We start from the raw sequence: 24,051 nt of genomic DNA, 5'->3' as shown, positions 1-24,051 counted from the left end.
CACCCCTGTCATGCCGCTGGCGCGGACATTGCCGTCTCGTCCTGCTTCGGACGGTTGGCTGGCAACTGCGTGCCGGTCAAAACATAATAGGCATTTTCGGCGATGTTGGTCACGTGGTCGCCGATCCGCTCGAGGTTCTTGGCGCAAAACAACAGGTGCGTGCACGCCGTGATGTTGCGCGGATCTTCCATCATGTAGGTCAGAAGTTCGCGGAACACCGATGTGTATTTGACGTCGATGCGTTCATCATTGTTTCTGAGCGTGGCAAGCGCTGCCGCGTCAGCGGCGGCATACTCGTCGACGACCCCCTGCACCTGGATCAGCACCAGCTGCGCCATTGCGTCGATCGAATGCGAAAGGTCGTGCGGCGTGACGCTCAGCCCGACAGTGCCGACGCGCTTGGCGATGTTCTTGGCAAGGTCACCGATGCGCTCGAGGTCGCCGGCCATGCGGATCGAACCGACCACCGCACGCAGATCGTTGGCCATCGGCTGGCGCTTGGCGATCAGCGTGATGGCACGATCGTCCAGCTCGCGCTGGCGTGCATCCATGATGGCGTCGTCGGAAACCACCCGCTGCGCCAGCGCATTGTCCGAATTGAGCAAAGCCCTGGTCGAGCCACCGACCATCGAGCGGGCGAGATCGCCCATGTCGCGGATCAGCTGGCTGATCTGCTCCAGATCCTCATCGAAAGATGCGACGGTATGTTCACCCATGATCTTCGTCCCTCATATGCCAGAGATCAGCCGAACCGGCCGGTGATGTAGTCCTGGGTGCGTTTGTCGTCGGGGGTGGTGAACATCTTGTCGGTGGCGCCCTCCTCGACCAGATAGCCAAGATGGAACATCGCGGTGCGCTGCGACACGCGCGCTGCCTGCTGCATCGAATGGGTGACGATGACGATCGTATAGTTCTGACGCAGTTCGTCGATCAGTTCCTCGACGCGAGCGGTGGCGATCGGGTCGAGCGCCGAACACGGTTCGTCCATCAGGATCACCTCGGGCGACACGGCGATGGCGCGTGCAATGCACAGGCGCTGCTGCTGGCCACCGGAAAGACCCGTGCCAGGTTCCTGCAAACGGTCCTTGACCTCGTTCCAGATCGCCGCCTTCTTCAGGCTGGACTCGACGATCTGATCCATGTCGGCCTTGCGCTTGGCCAATCCGTGGATGCGCGGCCCATAGGCGACGTTCTCGTAGATCGACTTTGGGAACGGATTGGGTTTCTGGAACACCATGCCGACGCGCGCCCTGAGTTCGACGACATCGATGTTCTTGTCGTAGATGTCCTCTTCGTCGAGCGTGATCTTGCCGGTTACCCGTGCTGAATCGATGGTGTCGTTCATGCGATTGAGGCAGCGCAGGAAGGTGGACTTGCCGCAGCCGGAGGGGCCGATCAGCGCCGTCACCTGGTTCAGGCGGACGTCGAGATCGACGTCGAACAGCGCCTGCTTCTCGCCGTAGAACACGCCGACCTTGTCGCCGCGCATTTTGATCACTTCGTTCGACTTCATCTTGTCGCCCACTGCGTTTTCAAGGGACTGTTCGGTCATGATGTTCATACCAAAATGCCTTTTTTCTACCAGCGCCGCTCGAACCGACGCCGAAGCACGATCGCGGTGATGTTCATGGCCATGAGGAAGACGAGCAGGATGATGATGGCGCCGGACATGCGCTCGACGAAGGCGCGTTCGGCCTCGTTCGCCCACATATAGATCTGCACCGGCAGCGCGGTAGCCGGATCGAAAGGCGTCGTCGGTGGATCGGCGACGAAGGCGACCATGCCGATCAACAGCAGCGGCGCGGTTTCGCCGAGCGCGCGCGCAAGACCGATGATGGTGCCGGTGAGGATGCCGGGCGCGGCAAGCGGCAGGATGTGCTGGAACACCATCTGCATCTTGGAGGCGCCAAGACCGAGAGCTGCCGAGCGGATCGACGGCGGCACCGCGGCAAGCGCGGCGCGCGTCGCGATGATGATCGTCGGCAGCGTCATCAGCGTCAGCACCAGGCCACCGACGAAAGCGGCGGAGCGCGGCATGCCCAGGAAATTGATAAACACCGCGAGGCCGAGCAAGCCGAAGACGATTGACGGCACTGCGGCCAGATTGTTGATGTTGACCTCGATAAGGTCGGTGAAACGGTTCTTCTTGGCGAATTCCTCCAGATAGATGGAGGCGGCGACGCCGATCGGCAGCGCGAGCAGCAGCACGATCACCATCATATAAAACGAGCCGATGATCGCCACGCCCATGCCCGAGGTTTCCGGGCGGCTGGAGGCGCCGTAGGTGAACAGGCCGCTGTTGAAGTGCTCGGCCATCGCGCCCTCGGCCTTGAGCTTGTTCATCCAGGTGATCTGCTGGTCCGAGACCTTGCGTCGCGCTTCCTCGACACTGAGGTCGATCTGGCCCTTGAAAGCCGAGTCGAGATTGGCGGCGGCGAGGATGTTGACGTCGCGTGTCGTGCCGATCACCGAGGGATCGGCGGCAACGATGTCGCGCAACTGGACGCGGGCGCCTTCCGAAAGGAAGCCCTTGAGCTTCTGGATCATCGGCTTGTCATCAGGAGAAATGCCGAGCTTGGCCACCAGCGCGTTTTCTGCGAGCTTGGGATAATTCGCCTTGATCAGAACGCTCGGATCGGTTGCGCGCTTGCCGGAAGGATCGATCACCTTCTCGTCGAACGTGATCGGCAGCGATACCGTCGTCTGCCAGAAGGCGGTGTAGCCTTTCGAGACGATGGTGATCAGCATGATTGCCAGGAACGCCAGGCCTACGGAAATCGCCACGACGCCATAGATGCGGAAACGGCGTTCGGCGGCGTAACGGGCCTTCAGGCCGATGTCGCGGCGCGGATGGGCCGCCGGCCTGACCATCGTATCCATGGGAATGTCGGTCATTCGTACTGCTCCCGATATTTGCGCACGATGTAGAGCGCGACGATGTTCATCACCAGCGTCAGCGTGAACAGCGTCAGCCCGAGCGCGAAGGCGACCAGCGTCTGCGGCGAATTGAACTCGAGGTCGCCGGTGAGCTGGTTGACGATCTTGACGGTGATGGTCGTCATCGCCTCGAACGGGTTGATGGTGAGGTTGGCGGCGACGCCCGCCGCCAGCACGACAATCATCGTTTCGCCGATGGCGCGCGAGGCAGTCAGCAGGATGGCGCCGACGATGCCGGGCAGTGCAGCCGGCAGGATCACCCGCTTGATCGTCTCGGAGCGGGTCGCGCCGAGGCCGAGCGACCCGTCGCGCATGGCGCGCGGTACCGCGGTTATGATGTCGTCTGAGAGAGAGGAGACGACCGGGATCAGCATGACGCCCATGACCAGGCCAGCGGTGAAGATGCTCTGGCCCTGGATGAACGGCGAGCCGCCGGTCAGCGCCGCGGACAGGTCGCGCAGGAACGGCCCAAGCGTGACGACGGCGAAGATGCCGTAGACGATGGTCGGTATGCCGGCCAGCAGTTCAAGCGCCGGCTTGACCACCGAGCGCACCCTGGGCGTTGCGTATTCGGCCATGTAGACAGCCGACATCAGCCCGACCGGCACCGCAACCAGCAGCGCGACGGCGGCGATATAGAGCGTGCCGGCAAGAAGCGGGATCAGGCCGAACTGGCCCTGGCTGCCGCCCGAACCGGCAGCGGCAAAACGCGGATCCCAGACCGTGCCGAAGAAGAAACTCATCGGCGAGACGCTCTCGAAGAAGGTGATCGTCTGGAACAGCATCGAAAGCACGATGCCGACGGTGGTCAGGATGGCGATGGTGGAGGCGGCAAGCAGCCCCCACAGCATCAGCCGCTCGACATTGTTGCGCGCCCTGGCGCGCGGCTCGATCTGCCTGAGCGCATAGAAGGCGCCGGCGATCGAGGAAGCGAGAATGACAATGGCACCGAACAGGCCGAGCCGGTCCTGGACCTTGTTCGCCTCGACAGCGATCGGGATCATGTAATCCTGTGTGTCGCTCGCCAGTGCCACGCCCTTGGCGGCGAGCAGCGGCTGCAACTCGGCAAAGCTGGCAGGCATTGCGGCCAGTGTGCCAGCATCGAGTTTGCGCAGGCCCCTGGCGAGGCTCTTTACCAGGCTGACATCCAGTGCCTCGCTGGCAACCTTGCTGTCGACGGTACGCTCGGGCAAGGCAGCGTGGATGTGCCGGTCAAGATAGACCGAAGAACCGACGGCCCAGACGGCAAGCAGCAAAAGAGCAGGCAGGACGGCGAGCAGGAAGGCCCACCAGCCGTGATAGTGGGCACGCGAATGCGGCTTGACCTTGCCATTGTCCTGGGCCGCGGCACGCTGCCGGCCGATGAAAAAGGCAACCAGGCCGACGGCAACGACGATGGCCAGTACGAGCAAGGACGACATGGACCCACCCCAAGGGAAATTCTAACGCAGCCGCCATTGCGGCCTGCGGTGAAACCGGGGCGCGGATTTGACCCGCACCCCGGTTCGGCAGCTTGATTACATCGACTTTCCGGCGGCGAAAGCGTCACGCTGGGCCTGACGCTCGGCATCCGGAGCAGCAACGAGGCCGTATTCGGCGAGCGGGCTTTCCGGGCCAACCATCTGGTCGTCGAGGAAGAACTCGACATATTCCTTGAGGCCGGGAACGACGCCCAGATGCGCCTTCTTGACGTAGAAGAACAGCGGGCGCGAGACGGGATACTTGCCGCTGGCAATCGTCTCGGTCGAAGGCACGATACCTTCCACGGTGGCGACCTTCAGCTTGTCGGCATTGTTCTCATAGAAGGCGAGGCCGAACACGCCGACGCCGGTCTTGTTGGAGTCGATGCGGGCGAGCGTCTCGGTATAGTCGCCATCGATGTCGACGGCCTTGCCGTCCTTGCGGATGGCAATGCAGGTTTTGCCGATTTCCTTGTCGTCGGCAATGCCGGCGGCCTTGAGAGCAGCCTTGTCACAGCCGGCATCGAGAAGCTTGGTCTCGAACACTTCGCGCGTGCCGTGCTTTTCGCCCGGAATGTAGGCGGCGATGTCCCAGTCGGGCAGCTTCGGATTGACCTGGCTCCACTTGGTGTTCGGATTGTCGACGAGCTTGCCGTCGACGACCAGCTTGGCCGCGAGCGCCTTGTAGATGTCGGCGGGAACCAGCGCCCAGTCCGGGCCCTTGATGTCGGTGGCGAAGACGATGCCGTCATAGCCGATCCGGACTTCCTGGACTTCCTTCACGCCGGCGGCGGCGCAGGACTTGAGTTCGTCCGCCTTGATCGGACGCGACGAGTTGGCGATGTCGATCGTGTCTTCGCCGACGCCCTTGCAGAATTCCTTGATGCCGGCGCCGCTGCCGCCGGATTCGACGACCGGGGTCTTGAAGTTGGTGAACGTTTCGCCGAACTGCTCGGCAACGATCTTGGCATAAGGTAACACGGTCGATGATCCGGCGACCTGGATCTGGTCGCGCGCGGCGGCGAAGCCGGACGACGCGGCGAGCGCAAGCGCAGCGGCCGACGCCGTATAGAGGAATTTCTTCATGTGGCCTGCTCCTGTTCGGAAGATGGTCTCTCGGCGCTCGTCAGTCGGCGCCCGCTGAGGCCAATAGCCTTCGATTATAACAGTCGCATGACAGTTTGATGTCACCCCGGTAACGCGTCATCGCGATGAGCAAAACGCCGCCTGGCCGGCACTGACCACGCAGCCCGGCTTTGTCCCCGGAATCAGAGACTTGCTCCGCTTGGGGCCGAGATTGGCCGGCGATTTGGGGTTAGCCGGCCTTTACGAAAAAAAGCCGGACGGGAGCGCGTTGCTCTCAGCCAGACGGTGTCATGGCCGGGCCATCGCCGAAAACAGGTCCGTTGGGGTAGGTTGACGCTGTCTCATGCCGGCGGTCGCTGCTCCCGCCCGTAACTGGAAAGGGAGGAATCGAACGCCGCCATTGTCTCGACTGGATACAACCTTTGATATGGTGCGATCGCACCATAGTCTTGGCCGCTGGCAGGGCGCGAATCTTCGCCGTATTTCCGGCACTCGGACAGGCAGGACCGGCCCTACCCGGCGTTGCGCTGAGCCTGCCGGCTGGCGCCGACCCAGCGCTCGACCTTCTCGAGCAGCGCCCGGGGACTGATCGGCTTGGGCAGATAGTCGTCCATGCCTGCCTCCAGGCAGCGCTCGCGGTCGCCCTTCAGCGCATGCGCGGTGACGCCGACGATCGGCACATGCGTGCCGGTTTCTTCCTCCAGCCGGCGAATGGCGGCGGTCGCTTCGAGACCGTTCATCTCCGGCATGGAGACATCCATCAGGATCATGCACGGGTTGAGCCGCCCGAAGGCGTCGAGCGCCTTGCGGCCATTGCCGACGATCTCGAAACCATAACCGGTCTCGCCGAGGATCTGGGTGAACACCATCTGGTTCACCTCATTGTCCTCGGCCACCAGTATGTCCAGCCTGTCGCCACCAGCCGCCACCGGTGGCCGGGGGCGAATCGAAGGCGGCTGCAGCAGCGCCCGCTGTTCGGACGGTGCCGAGGGCTGCGGCCGCGTCACATTGCTCGCAGCGACGTCGGCCGCGAGCGGCTGCGGGTCGCTGCCGCCAGTGTTGTGGCGATGCCGCTGGATGGTGGCGACCAGCGTTTCCAGCAGCACCGAAGAGCGCGCCGGCTTGATCAGCTGGGCATCGATGCCGAGATCGCGATAGCTGGTGTTGGCGAGCGACTGGTCGACCGAGGTCAGCATGATGATCGGCGTTCCGGCAAGGCCAGCGGTGTTGCGCACGATCCGCGCCATTTCGGCGCCGCTCATTTCAGGCATCTGGTAGTCGAGCACGACGCAATCGACCGGCACGCCATAGGCGGCAGCGGCGATCAGCACCTTGAGGCCTTCGGCGCCGCTTTCGGCCGCGCAGGAATCGAACGTCCATGATGTCATCTGCTCGGTCAGGATCGCCCTGTTGACGGCATTGTCGTCGACGATCAGCACGCGCGCGCCGGTCACGTCGATCGGCATGATGCGTTGTCCGTTCTGCTGTCCGGCCCTCGGCAGCGTCACCGAAAACCAGAACGTCGAACCCTTGCCTTCGGCGCTTTCGACCCCGATGTCGCCGCCCATCAGCTCGACGAGCCGCGAGGTGATGGCGAGGCCGAGGCCGGTCCCCTCGTGCCGCCGCGTCGATGAAGTGTCGACCTGGCTGAATTTCTCGAACACCAGTTTCAGTTTTTCCTCGGGGATACCGATGCCCGTATCGGTGACCGAAATGGTGAGCTTCGTTCCGGTTGGAACCCTCTCGCCGGTGACGTCGACCAGCACATGGCCCTCATCGGTGAATTTCACCGCATTGCCGAGCAGGTTGGTGACGATCTGCCTGATGCGGCCGACATCGCCGATGAACAGGCTCTCGAGCCGAGGCTCGACACGTACGATCAGCTCGAGGTCCTTCTCCTTGGCGCGCGTCGACACCAGCGTCGCCACGTCCTCGATCGCTTCGGCAAGATTGAACGGCGCCGGATCGAGCACCAGCTGACCGGCATCGATCTTGGAGAAGTCCAGTATGTCGTTGATGATGGTGAGCAGCGCATTGCCCGACTTCACGATGATGTCGGTAAACGTCTTCTGCTTCGGGTCGAGGTCCGATTTGGCCAGCAGTTCGGCCATGCCGAGCACGCCGTTCATCGGCGTACGTATCTCATGGCTCATATTGGCGAGGAATTCCGACTTGGCGCGGTCGGCGAGCACGGCGCGCTGACGCGCCTCGCGCAGTTCGGCCTCCCGCATCTTCAGCTCGGTGATGTCGGTGGTCGAGCCGATCAGGTAGAGCGAACCGTCGGAGGCGATCATCGCGCCCTTGCGGGCGAATTGATGCCTGACGCTGCCGTCGGCCAGCGTCACCGTCTCTTCGACCTCCTGAGTTTCGCCGGTGCGCAGCACGGCGAGGTCGCCATTGACAAAGGCCTCGCCATCCGGCCCGAAAATCTCGATGTCGGTCTTGCCGATGGCCTCTTCCTTGCTGAAGCCCGTCAGATCGCACCAACCCTTGTTGACATAGAACTGCCGGAGATCGGAGCGCTTGGCGTAGATCGATACCGGTACATTGTCGATCAGGCTGCGGAACACCTCGTTCTCGCGCATGCTTTCTTCCAGCGCACGCTCGCGTGCCTTGACGTCGGTGATGTCGGTGCTCGAGCCGACCAGATGCACCGACCCGTCCAGCGCCACCAGGCGGCTCTTGCGGGTCATCAACTGCCGAACCGTGCCGTCGCGATGGGTGACGGGTTCCTCGACCTCCTTGACGACGCCCGTCACGGCGACTTGCGTGTCGTCATGGCTGTAGCCATCCGCGTCCTGCGCGCCGAACAACTGCCGGTCGGTGCGGCCGATGACATCCTCCTTGGCCAAGCCGGTGATCGCGCACCAGGCCTTGTTGACGAATTCGATGCTCAGGTCCTGCGCCTTGATGAAGGCGGCCACCGGCAACTCGTCCATCACATGCCGGAACAGGTCGATCTGGCGCATGGAATCGCGCAATGCCGCCTCGCGACTCTTGATCTCGGAGATGTCGACGCGAACGCCGATGAAGGTGCCGTCGTCGGTCCGCATGTCGTAGACCTGATACCAGCGGCCATCGGGATTGTGACGCTCGTAGGAGGAACTGGGCAAGCGGTAGCGGGCGAGGATCGCGTCCAGCCAGCGGTCATGATCGCTGTCGTAGAGCTGGTCGATTTGCGGATCGCCGCTGCTGCGGAAATAGCCGTTCGCATGACCCAGCACGAGTGCTTCGCGGAATGTACAGCCGGGCTGCCACGCCGGCTTCAAGGCCGGCAGCGTATCCTGGATCTTGCGGTTGGCGAAAACGAACCTGTCGTCGCGATCGTAGATGATCACGGCGGCCGGCAAGGATTCCAGCACGCTGGCGAGATGCTTGCGTGCGTCCTGCGCCTCCGTCTCGCGGCGCTTCATGTCGGAAATGTCGAACAGGAAGCCGGCAACGTAGTTGCGGCCGCTGGCCATGCCGACGCGGCTCTTCCGGACGATGCGCGAGCGGCTGGCGCCGTCGACCTCGAAATTCTCTTCCACTTCGTACGGCCGCCCGGTGGCAAGGACGTCACGTTCGCTCTGCTCGAAAAGCGCGACAGCGTTCGTTGGGAGGAAATCGCCGCCGGGCTTGCCGAGCATGGCTTGCGGCGTCTGGCCAAACAGAGCGGCGAACGCCTCGTTGACGAAGACGAAACGCAGATGGTCGTCCTTGACGAAGATCGGATCCTTGACGGCGTTGATCACCGCTTCCGCCAGCCGCGCTTTCTCCAGCGCGTCGGCAAGTTCGGCCTCCCGGTCCTTCATGTCGGTGACGTCGACATAGGAGATCAGCCGCTTCCCGCCGGCCAGCGGCGCCATCGACGATATCAGCGTGCGGCCGTCATTGCGTGGGAACTGCCGCGATCCGGCGGTACCGGCCCTGATTTCCGCCTCGCGCTCAGCGATATGCCGCTGCCATGACGCGTCGTCGGAGCCAAACGGATCGATGTCGCGGCTGGCGTCCATCAGATCGCGGAAGCTGCAGCCGATCTCGGCGCGCCGCGCGTCGATCTGCCAGAAATCATAGAAAGCACGGTTGATGATCTCGGCGCGCATATCGGCGTCGAGCACGAGGACACCGATCGGCATCTGGTCGACCATTGTGCGGAGACTGGCGAAGGTCTCGGCATTCCTGGCATTGGCGTTTTTGATCTCCGCATCGCGCTGCTTGATCTCGGTGACCTCATAGTAGGTCAGCAGCCGCTTGCCCCCGGACAACGCCGTCACCGAAAACATCATCGTCCTGCCGTTGGCATGGACAAATTCGCGAGGCGCGACGGATCCGGCGCGAATCTCGTCGAGGCGAGTAGCGAGGTAGCGCTGCCATTGCTGTTCGTCGATGTCGCCATAGATGCCGCTGCTGCGGTTGAGCTCCATCAACAGGCTGAACGGAGCGCCGACGGCAACAGCACCGTCCGGAATCCTCGAGAGGTCGCGATAGGCCTTGTTGACGATCAGCGTGTCGAGCCTGGCATCGAGAAGCACGACGCCCATATGCATGGCGTCCATCGTCCGCTCGAGGTCGGCCAGATGCTGGTCGGGCTCGCCATCACCCGATGATTCCTGCCCCAGATTTTTGAAGGCGCCGGCCAGAGCCGTGACGTTGCGGCCGATGCCGCGATAGCCGGCAAATCTTCCTTCGTCGTCGAACTTTGGAAAGCCTGACGTCAAAACCCAGCGACAGTCGGCGCTGCCAGCCTTGAGCTCATAGACGAAGTCGCGAAAAGGCCGGTGCGCCTGCAGATCCTCCAGATGCGCCGCGCCACTGCGATCGCCGTTCAGGACCTGGTTGAGGAAGTCGAAGCGGAACCGGCCAAGCACGTTTGCCGGATCGATGCCGGTGGCGGCCTGGTAATTTTGCGAAAGCCAGGAGAAGCGCAGTTCGGCGTCCGTTTCCCAGACCCAGTCCGAACCGGCTTCAACGAGTTGGCGAAGCGCATCGTTCGAATCCATGCAAGAGGCGGACGATGAGGCATCGTCGCCATGCACTGTGGATCTGCGAGGCCCGCGCTTGCCGCGCGCGCCGATTGTTTCGTCCGCTTCCGCCATGCCGTCCCCACCCCGAAAACCAAGGCCGAACCCTCCTCCGCGGTTCGTCGGCGGAATCTGCCCGAGAAGCATTAAGGATCCGCTAACCTTAACGGTCGGTTGGACAGGATTGCGCGGCGCGGTCTGCTTCATTCCGCCCGGTTGTCGGCGGGGTCGAACCCGCTATATAAGCAACGGCAGGGGTATTGCTGATGCTTGGACGGATTGTGCCTTTTTTCATGGGGCTGGCGCTGCTTTTCGGCGGCGGTTGCTCGCGCAGTTATGACGGCACGGTCGTCATCCCGAGACCGCTTGATGTCCGGCGATTCTGGGATCGGCCGCCACCGAATGTCGACTATGGGCAATCCGAGGTCGAGAACGGCGCTTTTCCTGTGGCGCCGCAGCCGGACCGGCGTTTTTCCGAGCGCAAGGTCAGCCATACCGCACCGAGACGGCACCAGACGAGGTTGCCTGCGTCCGCTTCCCTATCGGCGCCAGCGAAACCGCTGACCTGCAGGAACGTCAGCGAGCCTGGCAAGAGAGCTCGCATGGTCTGCGATTAGACCGGAGCGGGTCCCTAAAAGCGGGACCCGGTTTTCGGATGCGATGCGATCAAGACGCGATCCGCGGATAGCTTCGGTGACCCGGCCTCAAAGTGAAGCAGCGCCCTTTTTCGGCTCCTTCGCACCGAGCTTGTCGAGTGCAAGACGAACCTGACGCAGATCTTCCTGCCAGCCGTCATCGTCGTCCATCGGACCCTCCGAGGCAGCCCGCTGCAGCCCACGCGCCTCGGATTCGATCTCGCGCAGTTCGGCGATTTTCTGTTCGGTGGTCAGCGAGTCATCTTCGACGATCTCCAGCACCCGCATTTCCCGGAACGTAGCCACGGCGTTTCTCCCGGCTGATGTCGATCACAACGCCGTGAGCGCCTCTCTGTTCCAGCCGGATCAGGCAACCGCATCGCAGCAGGCACGCCGCAGCCGGTGATCGCCAATTGGGGAAGCCGGCGATCATTCGGCCGGGAAAAACGCCGGCCGACCACGCGCACCGACCGCTTGCCGGCCTCGATCGAAAGGTGCTGGGCGGCACCTGGCGCTTCGGCATCGATTCCAGGGACGGCCGCAACCGTGCCGAGATCCGGCTTCGCCGTCGGCAGCGGAATAATGGCATTGCGCATGTTGGCGGGCGTCACAGTCCTGGCTCGCAGTTCGGTGACCCGCTGGTAGTATCGCTTGACGTCGCATGCCTTGAAATTCGCATCATCGCGATATCTGAAGGCTGCCGGCAGTTCGGTATAAGGCTTGCGCGTGTCGAGCGCGACCATCTGGTCGGTTTCGAGGCTGGCATCGCTCAACGTGTAGAGGTCGACGCTGGGGTCATCGCAGATGTAACGGCATTGATCGGCCGTCTCCTTCAGATCACCGCTGGCGGCGAATTGCGACTTTGGCGCCGGGAAGAAATACCCGTCCGACAGACGCACGCAAAACAGCATCGCATTGCCGCCGAACGTGGTGCTCGCCGATTGGGTGCCGGGCGCGGCGCGCGCAGACCGTTGCTTTGCCGAAGGCGCGCAGCCAAGCGCCACGAGGCGCGCTTGCAGACCCGCCGTGTCGCGGCCTGAATTCCCGGCGGCAGCGATCCGGCGCTGCACATCCGAGCGGCTCCTGGCGAGATCGGCGCAAGCGTTGAAGAGACCACCAAGCGAACTTTTCGCCGTGCACTGGCGCTGTCTCTCGATAGTCTGGATGGCTGCAAGTTGCCGGCGCAGTTGAGCAAGCTCCGGGTTCGCCCCGTTGCTGCGGCCACCCGAAAGCAACTGGCTTCTGATCGCGCCGCAGCTGTCCGCGTAGGACGAAAGCGTCCCGAACAAAACCGCCGCCAGCGAAATCAATGCGAGCATCATGGAAGGCCAGAAACGGATCATCGGACAACTCGGTCCTTTTTGCGGAGAACCCGGAATTACAGTCCATAACTTACACAAGCTTCAGCTATATGAGTAAACTCTAATTATCTCAAGAACTTCAGCTCGAATAAGCTTTTGTCTATTGTATTATGTCATCTCGTGTAAATTCGATATTACATTTTTATTTCAAGATTGAGACGAACCTCGAAGGAAAGCGCAAGCCCGACCCTCGCCGCGGACCTGCAACGAAACGGACCGCCATTATCGCCAGGCGTTCGAAACCTTTGCCCGGTCTTCCGCGTTGAAGGACCAAAGGGAGAACGCAGATGTCGATCCACTTCACCGTCTCGGACCTGACAAGAAACCTGTTTCACTCGCTGGGGCTGGATCAGCGCGCGCCAAGGCCTCTCAATCCCGAACAAAGCCTGTTGCTGGAATGCTATCTGGCCGGTCAGGTTCCGGAATCGGCCTGGAACGACTACGTCTTCGAAACGCCCGATCTTGCCCGGCATGCCGCGGCAAGGCGCAGTCACCATTGAGCCGGCGGCGGGTGCCTACTTGGGAGAGGCGAATTGCAACGTGAACACGTTGCCGGCGATGCCTTGCGCCAGTTTCGCTGAGAAGGTCAGGGGCAGACAATTCTGCAAGGCGGTCGTTGCGGCGTCGACAAAGGACTTCTTCGCCTTGGCATCGCCTTCCACCTTGATGGCTGTCGGCCTCGGTGGGCCGATCAGCGTGCCGTCCCGCTTGAAGCTGAAGCTCAAGGTGACGCTGGCGGTTCCCGCTCCCGCCGGCGGTGTCCAGCAAGCCTGGATCGCGGCCCCGACATCGTCCATCGTGTTGAGTTCAGCTGCACTTGACGCATGAACAGTGCCCGCCAGCATCACGCCCGCAACCGCAATCCGTCTCGCAACGCTTTTCATCGCCAGCCCTCACGCCTGACCACGGTCCATCTGGGACGCTCAATGGATGGTAGGGCCAACGTCGGCAATGGCAATATCTCTCGGCAAACTTGACGCCGAAAAAGCGACACCTGACTGGGCTTGCGCGGTCTGATCGCTGCTCGATCGCGCCTGGCGATAAAGCAATGCCGGTTAAGTGTGAAACGGTTTTCCCGGAAAGGCGCATAACGCTTTTCCCTTGGGAATTGCGTCGAACGAAGCGTGCGAAAAGCAAAAGGCCGGCATTGCGCCGACCTTTCCTATCGCTGCGACGTTCTGCGCCAGTACATCCGTGGTCGCGGGCCGAAAGCGAATTGCCTGCAGTAGACAGGGCTTTGGTTAACGAACCCTTAAGCTCAGGCCTTGGCCTGGGACTTCACATGGGCGATATAACCGCGCACGTCGCCGGCCGGCTCGCTATAGGCCTTGCCGAGCTTCTTCTCGATCGCCGCCACATAGTCCTTCGCCCATGTGGGCAAGGCATAGTCGATGACAGCCAGAAATTCGAGCGTCGCCGCCAGCCGGATATCGGCGATCGACGGATGCTTTCCGCCGATGAACGGCTTGCCGTCCCTGAAGAACGAGTGGAAGACCTCCAGCGGCTCGGCAATCGCAGCCATCGCCGCCTTCTGGGCTTCGGACTTCTTGTCGGGATGGGCGTCGCTGTGGCCGACCTCGCCGGCATAGTGCGGGAAGCCGAGCGCCGGATAGGTGGCGCGCGCCACATAGGGGTAGAGCGTGCCGATCAGGTAGAACATCGCACTGTCGACCATCGCCCGCTTGGCCGGCGCCTTCGGATAGAATTTCTCCAGCCCGTGCTTGTTGGCGAGATATTGCATGATGGCGCAGCTTTCCCACAGCACGCCTCTGGGCAGGCCCTTGTCCTCGATCATCGGTGTCAAATGCGCGGGATTTCGCGCCATGAACTCCGGCGAACGGGTGTGGCCCCAGGCATCGGTCTCGGCGTGGTCGAAACCCGCCGCGCGCGCAAACACCCGCACGGTCATGTTGTTGACGCTGGGCTTCAGCATGCTGAGCTTCAGCGCCGGCTTCTTGGCCGGCTTGGCCTTGGCCCTGGGCGCGGCATTTGCCGTCGCCTTCACGGCAGGCTTGGCGGCCGCCTTGGCTTTTGGCTTTGCCGCAGCTTTCGCCGCCGGCTTGGCGGCAGCTTTGGCCGCGGATTTCCCGGCAGTCTTCGTCGCTGTCTTGGCCATCTTGTTCCTCCCTCTGGTCTGCTCAGTATGGGTTCTTCGGCGCCCGATCGTCCGACAGGGTGGCACGGGAACGCTCTACGAGCGTCTGGATCGCATCGGCGAGATGCACTTCGGCGATGTTGTAGTCGCCGCGCCCGACCCGCAACCTGTGCGCTTCCATCAGCACATCCGCATGGGTGAAGCCCGCCGGCGGTTCGAAGCGGTAGGACGCCAACTCGATCAGCAAGCCGAGCGGATCCTCGAAATAGATCGAATCCATGAAACCGCGATCCTTGACGCCGCTGTGCTTGATGCCGCGCTCGTCAAGCCGGGAGACCGCCTGCAGGAAGGTGACGCGCGACACCGAAAAGGCGATGTGGTGAACACAGCCCGGATCGGTCGGCGTGCGCCGCTTCTCCGGCGTCCGGCTCTCGTCGGTGAAGATAGTGATCAGCCGGCCGTCGCCGGGATCGAAATAGAGGTGGCTTTCCCTCGGCTTGTCGAGATTGGGCTGTTCGAAGATGAACGGCATGCCGAGCACGCCTTCCCAGAAATCGATAGAGGTCTGGCGCCCGGCGCCGACCAGCGTGATGTGATGGACGCCCTGCGATTGCAGCTTCTGCATTGGCCTTCCTCCCCCATGGATCAACTGGCCTTACGGACAGCGCGGCGTTCTGCGCGCCGCTGGAGCCGCACCCAGGATCCATGATGTGATGCTAATGCAAACAGCTCCGCGGCGCCAGAAGCGACGAACGCGGTGACGCAACGGATAAAGCCGACTGATGGAAAGTGCGCCGTCCGCACTTCCGATGCCCGGCATCGGAAGCACGTACGCGCTGCGCTTTGGAGGCTGAGATCGGCGAATCCGGCCGATAGCCGACCGAATTGATGTACCGACTTACGAGCCGCTGCTGTTGACCGTAGTGCCGACGGTCGTGAAGATCCCGTTGAGCGAATTGCCAACCGCCCCGGCGCCGGTGATGATCGCGAGCGCGATGAGAGCTGCGATCAAGCCATACTCGATCGCGGTCGCGCCAGACTCGTCCCAAGCGAAACGACAAGCTATTTTCTGCATTTCAACCTCCTACAGATACTAAAGCGAAAACTAATATTCGCCGTGAGTTGCGGGGACGTTAAGGTTCTCGGTTTCGCGTCCGTTAACATTTGCCAGACGAATGAAATAATGGCCGGGTTGGTTGGTGCCACTGGGAGTTTTTAAGGCTGCGGCTACCTGTGCAGAGCGGGTTTCCCGGACGCCACAGTATCGAGGCTCCGCGACTTCAGAAACGAAATCGACGGCATCCTGCAAATTTGTCGAAAAACTTGGTACGCCCAAGGGGAATCGAACCCCTGTTCCCGCCGTGAGAGGGCGGTGTCCTGACCGCTAGACGATGGGCGCGTTCAAGAACCGGCGATATAGGCTGAGCGCTGGGAAAAAGCAACTGGGGTTTGGCCGCTTTCCCCGGTCGAGGAAAAGCCGGCCGTCAGCCTATCGTTTCGGTTCGATCAGATCCCAGAGATTGCCATGCAGATCGGCGAAAACCGCCACCGTGCCGTAGGGCTCGAAGCGCGGTGCTTCGCGGAATTCGACGCCTTTCTCCAGCATCGCCGCGTGGTCGCGGGCAAAGTCGTCGGTTTCCAGGAACAGGAAGACACGCCCGCCGGTCTGATTGCCGATACTTTTGCTTTGCGCCTCGTCGGAAGCCTCGGCCAGCAGCAGCCTGGCGCCCTGCCCGTTGGCCGGCGCCACTGTGACCCAGCGCTTGCCGCCGCCGAGATCGACATTTTCGACGAGCAGGAAACCCAGCCTCTCGACATACCAGGCAATCGCCTCGTCATAATTGGCGACGACCAGGGCGACCGTGGCGACGCGACGATGTTCGGCGAACCCGCTCATCCCCGAGGCTTGCTCATGGGCCTGCTGCCGTTCATCGTTGCGGCTCGGTCACTTGTTGCGGATCGCAAAGCGGCCGATCAGGCGTCGCTCAGTGATGTCGTAGACGAAGATCGTGCGGCTGCCGTCGGCAAGCTCGGCGTCGATCGAGACACGGTTGCCGGACAGCGACTGGCTGACCACCTTGGCCCCGACCGGCAGCACGATGTCGCCGCTGACCGGTTCGCCGGCGGGTGTCTGGATATCCCCGGCCAGCGGCGGGTTCGCCGGCGGTGCATTGCGCGCTTTGTAGACAAGGGCGCCGATCACCACCATAAGGGCGAGGAACAGCAGGCCGAGATTGATCCCGACGAAGCGGACGAGTTTCCTGCGCACCTTTTCGACCTCGGGGTCGAGCGGCTTATCCTGGTCTTCTTCGGCGATCGGGGTGGCCATGGCAAACAGTTCCGGAACGGTTTTTCAATGAGCGCTCATAACGAAGAGGCCCCTGAATTGATAGAGGCGGTACCGACCGTGCTGGTGGCGGATGCGGACGCGGCCGGTCAGCGCCTCGACCAGTGGCTGGCGGCAAGGCTTGGTCCGGACATGTCACGCAGCCGCGTGCAGATGCTGATCAGGCAGGGCGCGGTCTCGGTCGACGGCAAGCCTGTCGATGAGACCAAGCGCAAGATGGCGCCGGGCGAAAGCGTGTCGGTTACCATGCCGGAACCGGAGCCGGCGGAGCCGCAGGGCGAGAACATCGCACTCGATGTGCTTTATGAGGACGACGAGCTGATTGTCATCAACAAGCCGGCCGGGCTTGTCGTGCACCCCGGAGCGGGCAACTGGACCGGTACGCTGGTCAACGCGCTGATCCATCATTGCGGCGACAGCCTTTCCGGCATTGGCGGCGTGCGGCGGCCAGGCATCGTTCACCGCCTCGACAAGGAGACCAGCGGCGTCATGGTGGTCGCCAAGACTGACCGCGCCCACAAGTCACTCTCCGAGGCTTTCGCCGATCACGGCCTCACCGGCGATCTCGAACGTGCCTATCTGGCGCTGGTCTGGGGCATACCGCAGAGGCCGACCGGAAGGGTCGACGCGCCTCTCGGCCGCGCGGCCGACCGCGTGCGCCGTGCCGTGGTGCCGGAAGGACGCGACGACGCCCGCCATGCGGTCACCCACTTTGCTGTGCAGGAGCGCTTCGGCGAGAGCCAACAGGAGTTCGCCACCGCCAGCATGGTCGAATGCCGGCTGGAGACCGGCCGCACCCACCAGATCCGTGTCCACATGGCGCATATCGGTCATCCGGTGATCGGCGACCCCGATTATGGCCAGGCCTTCCGCACCAAGGCCAACCGGCTGCCGGAACCGCTGAAAAGCCAGGTCAAGGCATTTCCCCGGCAAGCTTTGCATGCTTGGCTCCTTGCATTTCGCCACCCCACTACCCATCTAACGATGAGGTTCGAGGCGCCGTTACCGAGGGACATGGAGGAACTCGTCGGCGGCTTCCGCAAACTCTGAACCCGTCACCGACAAGCCATCAAAAAACCTGACTGACATTGTTCACTTCACCGTGACACACTGTTTCGCGTTGAACAAATGCCTGTCTTTTCTGGTTTTGTTCCTGTATAAGATTCGATGTCGCGGGCGAGCCTTTTGGTGCTCGCGTCACATGCCCGCCGCGTTTCGGGGGCATCACTCCAATAGAGAGGGGGCGCTATCATGGCCCAGTCACTACCCAGTATCGTTTCCGGCGAAGGCGGCCTCAGCCGCTACCTGGAAGAAATCCGCCGCTTTCCCATGCTGCAGCCGCAGGAAGAGTACATGCTCGCCAAGCGTTATGCCGAGCATGAAGACACCTCCGCTGCGCACAAGCTCGTCACCAGCCACCTCAGGCTCGTCGCCAAGATCGCCATGGGCTATCGCGGCTATGGCCTGCCGATCGGCGAAGTGATCTCGGAAGGCAATGTCGGCCTGATGCAGGCCGTCAAGAAATTCGAACCCGAGCGCGGCTTCCGCCTCGCGACCTATGCCATGTGGTGGATCAAGGCCTCGATCCAGGAGTACATCCTGCGCTCGTGGAGCCTGGTCAAGATGGGCACGACCGCCAACCAGAAGCGCCTGTTCTTCAACCTTCGCAAGGTGAAGGGCAAGATCCAGGCGCTCGACGACGGCGACTTGAAGCCCGACCAGATCGCCGAGATCGCCACCAGGCTGAACGTTTCCGAAGCCGAAGTGGTGTCGATGAACCGCCGCCTGTCGGGCGATGCCTCGCTCAATGCCCCGATCCGGGCGAGCGAAGGTGAGTCCGGCGAGTGGCAGGACTGGCTGGTCGACGACCACGAAAGCCAGGAAGAGATGCTGATCGAGCAGGACGAGCTGGAAAACCGGCGCGGCATGCTGTCGGGCGCTCTTGCCGTGCTCAACGAGCGCGAGCGGCGCATCTTCGAGGCCCGTCGCCTCGCCGAGGAGCCGCTGACGCTGGAAGAGCTTTCGTCCGAATTCGACATCAGCCGCGAGCGCGTGCGCCAGATCGAGGTGCGCGCCTTCGAGAAGGTGCAGGATGCGGTCAAGGCCGCCGCCAAGCGCCAGACCCAGGCGCTGCGCACCATTGAGGCGCAGCCCGCAGTCTAAAGCCGGCTAAAGGCAACAAGATCTAAAGGCGGCGCCAGGAAACTGGCGCCGCTTTTTTTCTTGTGTGGTTGGCGAAAGCGGAGGCGACATCCGATCTCCCCCGCAAGGGGGAGATTGCAGCTTCGCCGGCAGCGATCTCTCAAAGCCCATCCAGCGGAAACTTTAGATACCGCCGGCCATTCGCTTCGGGTTCGGGCAGCCTCCCGCCATTCATGTTGACCTGCAGCGCATGCAGGATCAGCCGCGGCATCGGCAGCGTCCTGTCGCGAGCTTCGCGCAGGGCGACGAACTCGGCCTCGCTGCGGACGGCGGCAAGATGGGTGTTGGTCGCCTTCTGTATGGCGACCGTGCTTTCCCACAAGGGTTCGCGGTCGCCGGCCTGATAGTCATGACCGACGAACACCCGCGTCTCGTCCGGCAACGCCAGTATGTCCTGGATCGAGCGCCAGAGCCGCGCGGCACTGCCGCCGGGAAAGTCCGTCCTCGCTGTGCCGCTGTCGGGCATGAACAGCGTGTCGTGGACGAAGGCGGCATCGCCGATCACATAGGTGATCGACGCCAGCGTATGGCCGGGCGAGAACAGCACCTTGACCGGAAGCGTGCCGACCGTGAAGGTTTCGCCTTCACCAAACAGCCTGTCCCACTGCGAACCGTCGGCGGGAAAATCCGGCCAGTTGTAGATCGCCTTCCACAAATTCTGGACGTCGACGACCCTGTCGCCGATCGCTGTCGGCGCTCCGGTCTTCTCCCTCAGATAGTGCGCCGCCGAGAAATGATCGGCGTGCGGATGGGTGTCGAGGATCCATTCGACGCTCAGCCCCTGCTCGCTGACGAAGTCGAGCAGGATATCGGCATTCGTCGTTGCCGTAGCACCGGATTTCTCGTCGAAATCGAGGATCGGATCGATGATGGCGCAGCGTTTCGTCGCCTGGTCGGCGACGACATACTGGATGGCCCCGGTCGGCTTGTCGTAGAAGCCGCTGACCTGCGGCCTGGCCAAAGCTACGTCCAATTCTGGCTTCCCCAACTCTCGGTCGTCAGGAATGATTTTCTCTGACGACACCCGAGAGGAGCATGGTTGTCCGCTCGGGTGAGCCAGTCAAGTATCATTTCGCTCGCGGCGACAGGAAAGCCAAAAACTGTTCCGAGGAGCGGTCAGGCAGAGGGCTGCTTGGTCTTCCGCAGATACGGCAGGATGGTCTCATAAGCGCCGAAGCGCCTGATCGCGTCCTCGTTGGAGACGGCAGCGGTGATGATGACGTCCTCGCCCTGCTTCCAGTTTGCCGGCGTCGCCACCTGATGCTTGGCGGTCAGCTGCATGGAATCGACCGCACGCAGGATCTCATCGAAGTTGCGGCCCGTGGTCATCGGGTAGGTCAGCACCAGCTTGATCTTCTTGTCCGGTCCGATGACATAGACCGAGCGCACCGTGGCATTGTCGGCCGGTGTGCGGCCTTCCGACGTCTCGCCGGCACCGCCCGGCAGCATGTCGTAGAGCTTGGCGACCTTGAGGTCCTTGTCGCCGATCAGCGGGTAGTTCACCGAATGGCCGGTCGCCGTCTTGATGTCGTCCTGCCACTTGCCGTGGCTTTCGACCGGATCGACCGAAATGCCGATGATCTTGACGTTGCGCTTCTTGAATTCGCCTTCGAGCCCCGCCATCGTGCCAAGCTCGGTCGTGCAGACCGGCGTGAAATTCTTGGGATGACTGAACAGGATCGCCCATCCGTCCCCGATCCAGTCATGGAATTTGATCGTCCCTTGCGTGGTCTCGGCGGTAAAATCCGGCGCAATGTCGTTGATACGAAGGCTCATGATACATCTCCCCTGTAAACGGAACCCGTCGGCAGCGAGGAACGACAAGCGGCAACCCCATGCCGCCATCGAGCTGCCCCGCCCGGGCATCGTTGCATCTTAGCGCAAAAATCGTGACTGCAAGATAATATGAAACTCTTGTCGGCGGCACGCGAGCATTTTTATGCTGCCGAATGCTCGGCACGCGGATGAGAGCCTGTTGAGCTGGACAGGAGAGATCCTGCCTCAGCTCTTGTTGACCGCCATTGTCACAGTCAGGTCTTCCATGCGCTGTGCCAGCGCGCTGAGCGCGTTGGTCAGCACGCTATCGCTCTTGTCGGCCTTGGTCAGAGCCTCGTCGCGGGTCTTGCGCAAGGTCAGCACTTCGCTTTCCATGCCCTTGACGCGTTTCTGCAACTCCGAGAGTTCATCCATCACCATGATGCCGGCCATCACGGTCAGCCGCTGATCGCCAATCTCGCCGAACGAGTCCTTCAGGTGTGAAACATAGCGGTCGAAACGTTCGGCAAGATCGATCAGATGCTCTTCCTGGCCCTCGTCGCAGGCCATGCGATACTGCTTGCCGTCGATTGAAACCGTGACCTGTGCCATCGGGCCAGCTCCTATCTGTCCAACACGGCGCGGATGGTTTCCATGGCGGTCACCAAACGTCGCGAGACTTCCTTGTTGGCATCTTCCAGCCGTTCGGCGCGCGCTTCGGAATTGTCGAGTTCCTGCGCCAGCCGCGAGCGATCGGCATTCATCCGCTGCACCTCGGCCTCGGCTTCGGAGTAGTCGCGTTCATGCTCGAGCTTGGCCGCGACGGCGTTTTCCAGCCCCTCGATGGCCTTGCCCAGCCTCGCGATGACTTCCTTGAGTGTGGCTTCCCCGGTCATGGCCTTCGTCCTGTGCCCTGCCCATCACCGAATCGTTCACGTTCAGAACGCGTTATCCCTGAAACATTAGGCACCGGGTGAAGGCAACGTCAACAAAGCTCTCGCGACTGTCCCCCGCTAACGCTAATGTAGGTCCGCCGCCGGCATCACAAGACCGGCAAATATGCACCCGATTTGTTGACTAAAAGCCCGCGCCTGCTATGTGTCGCGCACCCTTTTCAAGGGCTCTCCCAAGCCCCCAAACCCCCACTTCTGGAGGAACCATGACGTCGCGTGAACAACATGACCGGATGGCCAATGCGATCCGCTTTCTCTCCATGGACGCCGTCGAGAAGGCAAACTCCGGCCATCCCGGCCTGCCCATGGGCTGCGCCGACATCGCCACGGTGCTGTTCACGAAGTTCCTGAAATATGATCCGAGGGCCCCCCATTGGCCCGACCGGGATCGCTTCATCCTGTCGGCCGGCCACGGTTCGATGCTGCTCTATTCGCTGCTGCACCTGACCGGCTACGAGGACATGACGATCGACCAGATCAAGCATTTCCGCCAGTTGGGCTCGAAGACCGCCGGCCATCCCGAATACGGCCATGCCACCGGCATAGAGACGACCACCGGCCCGCTCGGCCAGGGTCTCGCCAATTCGGTCGGCTTCGCGCTCGGCGAACGCATCATGAACGCAGCCTTCGGCAACGACCTCGTCGACCATTACACCTACGTACTGGCCGGTGACGGCTGCCTGATGGAAGGTGTTTCCCAGGAAGCCATCGCGCTTGCCGGCCATCTCAAGCTCAACAAGCTGATCGTCTTCTGGGACAACAACAACATCTCGATCGACGGCCCGGTCTCGCTTGCCGACAACACCGACCAGGTCGCCCGCTTCCAGGCCTCGGGCTGGAACGCCAGCCACATCGACGGCACCGATCCGGAAGCCATCGCCTATGCCATCGAAGCCGCTCGTCACTCCGACAAGCCGACGATGATCGCCTGCAAGACGACCATCGGCTTCGGCGCTCCAACCAAGGCCGGCACCAACAAGGCGCACGGTTCGCCGCTCGGCGCCGACGAGATCGCCGGTGCGCGCAAATTCTTCAACTGGGACTCGCCGCCCTTCGAGATTCCGGCCGACATCCTTGACGCATGGCGCGCCGCCGGTAAAACCGGCGCCAAGCCGCGCACCGACTGGGAGGGACGTCTGGCCAAGGCCGAGCCCAAGTTGAAGGCCGAGTTCGAACGCCGCCTCGCCGGCAAGCTGCCGTCGAATTTCGACGCCGTCATCGCCGACTACAAGAAGAAGCTGTCGGCCGACAAGCCGAAGGTCGCCACCCGCAAATCCTCGGAAATGGCGCTGGAGGTCATCAACGGCGCCGTGCCGGAAACCATAAGCGGCTCCGCCGACCTGACCGGCTCCAACAACACCAAGACCAGCCAGACCAAGAACATTACGCCCGACGATTACGGCCAGCGTTATGTCCACTACGGCATTCGCGAACATGGCATGGCGGCCGCCATCAATGGCTTGACGCTGCATGGCGGCCTCATCGCCTATGGCGGTACCTTCCTGTGCTTCTCCGACTATGCCCGTCCGTCAATGCGTCTGGCTTCGCTGATGGGCATCCGCTCGATCTTCGTCATGACCCATGATTCCATCGGTCTGGGCGAAGACGGCCCGACCCACCAGCCGGTCGAGCATCTGGCGGCATTGCGCGCGATCCCAAACCACAATGTCTTCCGCCCGGCCGACGCGGTCGAAACCGCGGAATGCTGGCAGATCGCCCTGGAGTCGGAAAAGACGCCGTCGACCTTGGCGCTGACCCGCCAGAACCTGCCGACGGTGCGCACCGAATTCTCGGCCAAGAACCTCAGCAGCCAGGGCGCCTATGAGCTGGCCGCCGCCAGCGGCGAGGCGGCGATAACGATCTTCGCCACCGGCTCCGAGGTCGAGATCGCACTTGGCGCGCGCGAGCTGTTGGAAAAGCACGGCCATCCGACCCGCGTCGTCTCGGTTCCCTGCTTCGAACTGTTCGACCAGCAGAGCGACGACTACCGCAAGAAGACGATCGGCAATGCGCCGATCAAGATGGCGATCGAAGCCGGCATCCGCCAGGGATGGGATCATCTGATCGGCTCCGACGGCATCTTCGTCGGCATGACCGGCTTCGGCGCGTCGGGCACGATCGAGCAACTCTATCCGCATTTCGGCATTACCGCCGAGGTCGCGGCCAAGGCGGCGGAAGCCCGCCTGCACGCCAAGTAAGATTCTGGGCCAGTTCGGC

At 62.4% G+C, this 24,051-nt stretch carries 22 protein-coding genes and 1 tRNA gene; 4 read left to right on the top strand and 19 right to left on the bottom strand.

All coding sequences use genetic code 11. The features are described 5' to 3' along the window. Positions 1-8: 8 nt before the first annotated feature. From phoU to AC0L2D_RS28030, 8 genes are all read right to left on the bottom strand, one after another. Positions 9-716, bottom strand: a complete 708-nt coding sequence (gene phoU, locus AC0L2D_RS28065) for a phosphate signaling complex protein PhoU (protein ID WP_013529272.1) — start codon at positions 714-716, stop codon at positions 9-11. A 26-nt stretch (positions 717-742) separates the two neighbouring features. After that, positions 743-1,561 carry a phosphate ABC transporter ATP-binding protein PstB gene (gene pstB, locus AC0L2D_RS28060; protein WP_013529271.1) on the bottom strand — a complete coding sequence of 273 codons (819 nt, stop codon included), beginning with the start codon at positions 1,559-1,561 and terminating at the stop codon, positions 743-745. Positions 1,562-1,578: 17 nt separating this feature from the next. Then, positions 1,579-2,895: a phosphate ABC transporter permease PstA gene (gene pstA / locus AC0L2D_RS28055; protein ID WP_013529270.1), complete on the bottom strand. Its 1,317-nt coding sequence runs from the start codon at positions 2,893-2,895 to the stop codon at positions 1,579-1,581. Further along, positions 2,892-4,358 (bottom strand): phosphate ABC transporter permease subunit PstC, encoded by a 1,467-nt coding sequence (gene pstC, locus AC0L2D_RS28050; protein WP_063169148.1) that lies wholly within the window; start codon positions 4,356-4,358, stop codon positions 2,892-2,894. Before pstC ends, pstA begins: the two co-directional genes overlap by 4 nt. Before the next feature lie 96 nt (positions 4,359-4,454). Next, positions 4,455-5,483 (bottom strand): PstS family phosphate ABC transporter substrate-binding protein, encoded by a 1,029-nt coding sequence (locus AC0L2D_RS28045; protein WP_027163159.1) that lies wholly within the window; start codon positions 5,481-5,483, stop codon positions 4,455-4,457. A gap of 512 nt (positions 5,484-5,995) precedes the next feature. Then, positions 5,996-10,561, bottom strand: coding sequence for a PAS domain-containing protein (locus tag AC0L2D_RS28040; RefSeq protein ID WP_473543433.1), 4,566 nt, complete (start codon positions 10,559-10,561; stop codon positions 5,996-5,998). Positions 10,562-11,190: 629 nt separating this feature from the next. Beyond that, the gene (locus AC0L2D_RS28035; RefSeq protein ID WP_013529265.1) at positions 11,191-11,427 is read right to left on the bottom strand and encodes a hypothetical protein; all 237 of its coding nucleotides are present in this window, start codon (positions 11,425-11,427) and stop codon (positions 11,191-11,193) included. Next, positions 11,373-12,464 carry a DUF2865 domain-containing protein gene (locus AC0L2D_RS28030; protein WP_473543430.1) on the bottom strand — a complete coding sequence of 364 codons (1,092 nt, stop codon included), beginning with the start codon at positions 12,462-12,464 and terminating at the stop codon, positions 11,373-11,375. Before AC0L2D_RS28030 ends, AC0L2D_RS28035 begins: the two co-directional genes overlap by 55 nt. A gap of 305 nt (positions 12,465-12,769) precedes the next feature. Between AC0L2D_RS28030 and AC0L2D_RS28025 the strand changes: the two genes are divergently transcribed. Further along, positions 12,770-12,982, top strand: a complete 213-nt coding sequence (locus AC0L2D_RS28025; RefSeq protein WP_013529263.1) for a hypothetical protein — start codon at positions 12,770-12,772, stop codon at positions 12,980-12,982. Positions 12,983-12,997: 15 nt separating this feature from the next. Here the strand turns inward: AC0L2D_RS28025 and AC0L2D_RS28020 are convergent, their stop codons facing one another. The 7 genes from AC0L2D_RS28020 to AC0L2D_RS27990 all read right to left on the bottom strand — a co-directional run bounded on the left by AC0L2D_RS28020 (position 12,998) and on the right by AC0L2D_RS27990 (position 16,906). Next, a complete protein-coding gene (locus tag AC0L2D_RS28020; protein WP_473543428.1) occupies positions 12,998-13,366 on the bottom strand; it encodes a hypothetical protein in 369 nt (122 codons plus the stop codon). A gap of 374 nt (positions 13,367-13,740) precedes the next feature. Continuing rightward, the gene (locus tag AC0L2D_RS28015; RefSeq protein ID WP_337123514.1) at positions 13,741-14,598 is read right to left on the bottom strand and encodes a glutathione S-transferase family protein; all 858 of its coding nucleotides are present in this window, start codon (positions 14,596-14,598) and stop codon (positions 13,741-13,743) included. A 22-nt stretch (positions 14,599-14,620) separates the two neighbouring features. Next, positions 14,621-15,202: a VOC family protein gene (locus AC0L2D_RS28010; protein WP_013529260.1), complete on the bottom strand. Its 582-nt coding sequence runs from the start codon at positions 15,200-15,202 to the stop codon at positions 14,621-14,623. A 273-nt stretch (positions 15,203-15,475) separates the two neighbouring features. Continuing rightward, positions 15,476-15,652, bottom strand: coding sequence for a Flp family type IVb pilin (locus AC0L2D_RS28005; protein ID WP_013529259.1), 177 nt, complete (start codon positions 15,650-15,652; stop codon positions 15,476-15,478). 249 nt (positions 15,653-15,901) lie between these two features. Then, positions 15,902-15,976 (bottom strand) — tRNA-Glu (locus tag AC0L2D_RS28000). A 90-nt stretch (positions 15,977-16,066) separates the two neighbouring features. Continuing rightward, positions 16,067-16,474, bottom strand: a complete 408-nt coding sequence (locus AC0L2D_RS27995) for a VOC family protein (protein ID WP_023810974.1) — start codon at positions 16,472-16,474, stop codon at positions 16,067-16,069. A 48-nt stretch (positions 16,475-16,522) separates the two neighbouring features. Further along, positions 16,523-16,906 (bottom strand): fimbrial protein, encoded by a 384-nt coding sequence (locus tag AC0L2D_RS27990; RefSeq protein WP_337123513.1) that lies wholly within the window; start codon positions 16,904-16,906, stop codon positions 16,523-16,525. A 27-nt stretch (positions 16,907-16,933) separates the two neighbouring features. Here AC0L2D_RS27990 and AC0L2D_RS27985 point away from each other — a divergent pair, with 27 nt between their 5' ends. Continuing rightward, positions 16,934-17,974 (top strand): RluA family pseudouridine synthase, encoded by a 1,041-nt coding sequence (locus AC0L2D_RS27985; protein ID WP_064993253.1) that lies wholly within the window; start codon positions 16,934-16,936, stop codon positions 17,972-17,974. A 201-nt stretch (positions 17,975-18,175) separates the two neighbouring features. Then, on the top strand, positions 18,176-19,087 hold the full coding sequence (gene rpoH, locus AC0L2D_RS27980; protein WP_473543425.1) for an RNA polymerase sigma factor RpoH: 912 nt from the start codon (positions 18,176-18,178) through the stop codon (positions 19,085-19,087). Positions 19,088-19,226: 139 nt separating this feature from the next. Here rpoH and AC0L2D_RS27975 read toward each other — a convergent pair whose 3' ends face one another. The 4 genes from AC0L2D_RS27975 to AC0L2D_RS27960 all read right to left on the bottom strand — a co-directional run bounded on the left by AC0L2D_RS27975 (position 19,227) and on the right by AC0L2D_RS27960 (position 21,777). Then, entirely contained in the window at positions 19,227-20,099 is an 873-nt protein-coding gene (locus tag AC0L2D_RS27975; RefSeq protein WP_473543423.1) for an MBL fold metallo-hydrolase, read from the bottom strand. Between the two features lie 143 nt (positions 20,100-20,242). Beyond that, a complete protein-coding gene (locus AC0L2D_RS27970) occupies positions 20,243-20,902 on the bottom strand; it encodes a peroxiredoxin (protein ID WP_013529253.1) in 660 nt (219 codons plus the stop codon). A 225-nt stretch (positions 20,903-21,127) separates the two neighbouring features. Further along, positions 21,128-21,493, bottom strand: coding sequence for a cell division protein ZapA (locus AC0L2D_RS27965; RefSeq protein ID WP_013529252.1), 366 nt, complete (start codon positions 21,491-21,493; stop codon positions 21,128-21,130). Positions 21,494-21,504: 11 nt separating this feature from the next. Further along, on the bottom strand, positions 21,505-21,777 hold the full coding sequence (locus AC0L2D_RS27960) for a DUF4164 domain-containing protein (RefSeq protein WP_013529251.1): 273 nt from the start codon (positions 21,775-21,777) through the stop codon (positions 21,505-21,507). Between the two features lie 263 nt (positions 21,778-22,040). Between AC0L2D_RS27960 and tkt the strand changes: the two genes are divergently transcribed. Beyond that, entirely contained in the window at positions 22,041-24,032 is a 1,992-nt protein-coding gene (gene tkt / locus AC0L2D_RS27955) for a transketolase (protein WP_473543420.1), read from the top strand. Positions 24,033-24,051 lie beyond the last annotated feature (19 nt).

The organism is Mesorhizobium sp. WSM4833 (assembly GCF_055811095.1).
Note: the sequence above shows the minus strand (reverse complement) of the source record. Positions and strands in the feature narration are given on the sequence as shown.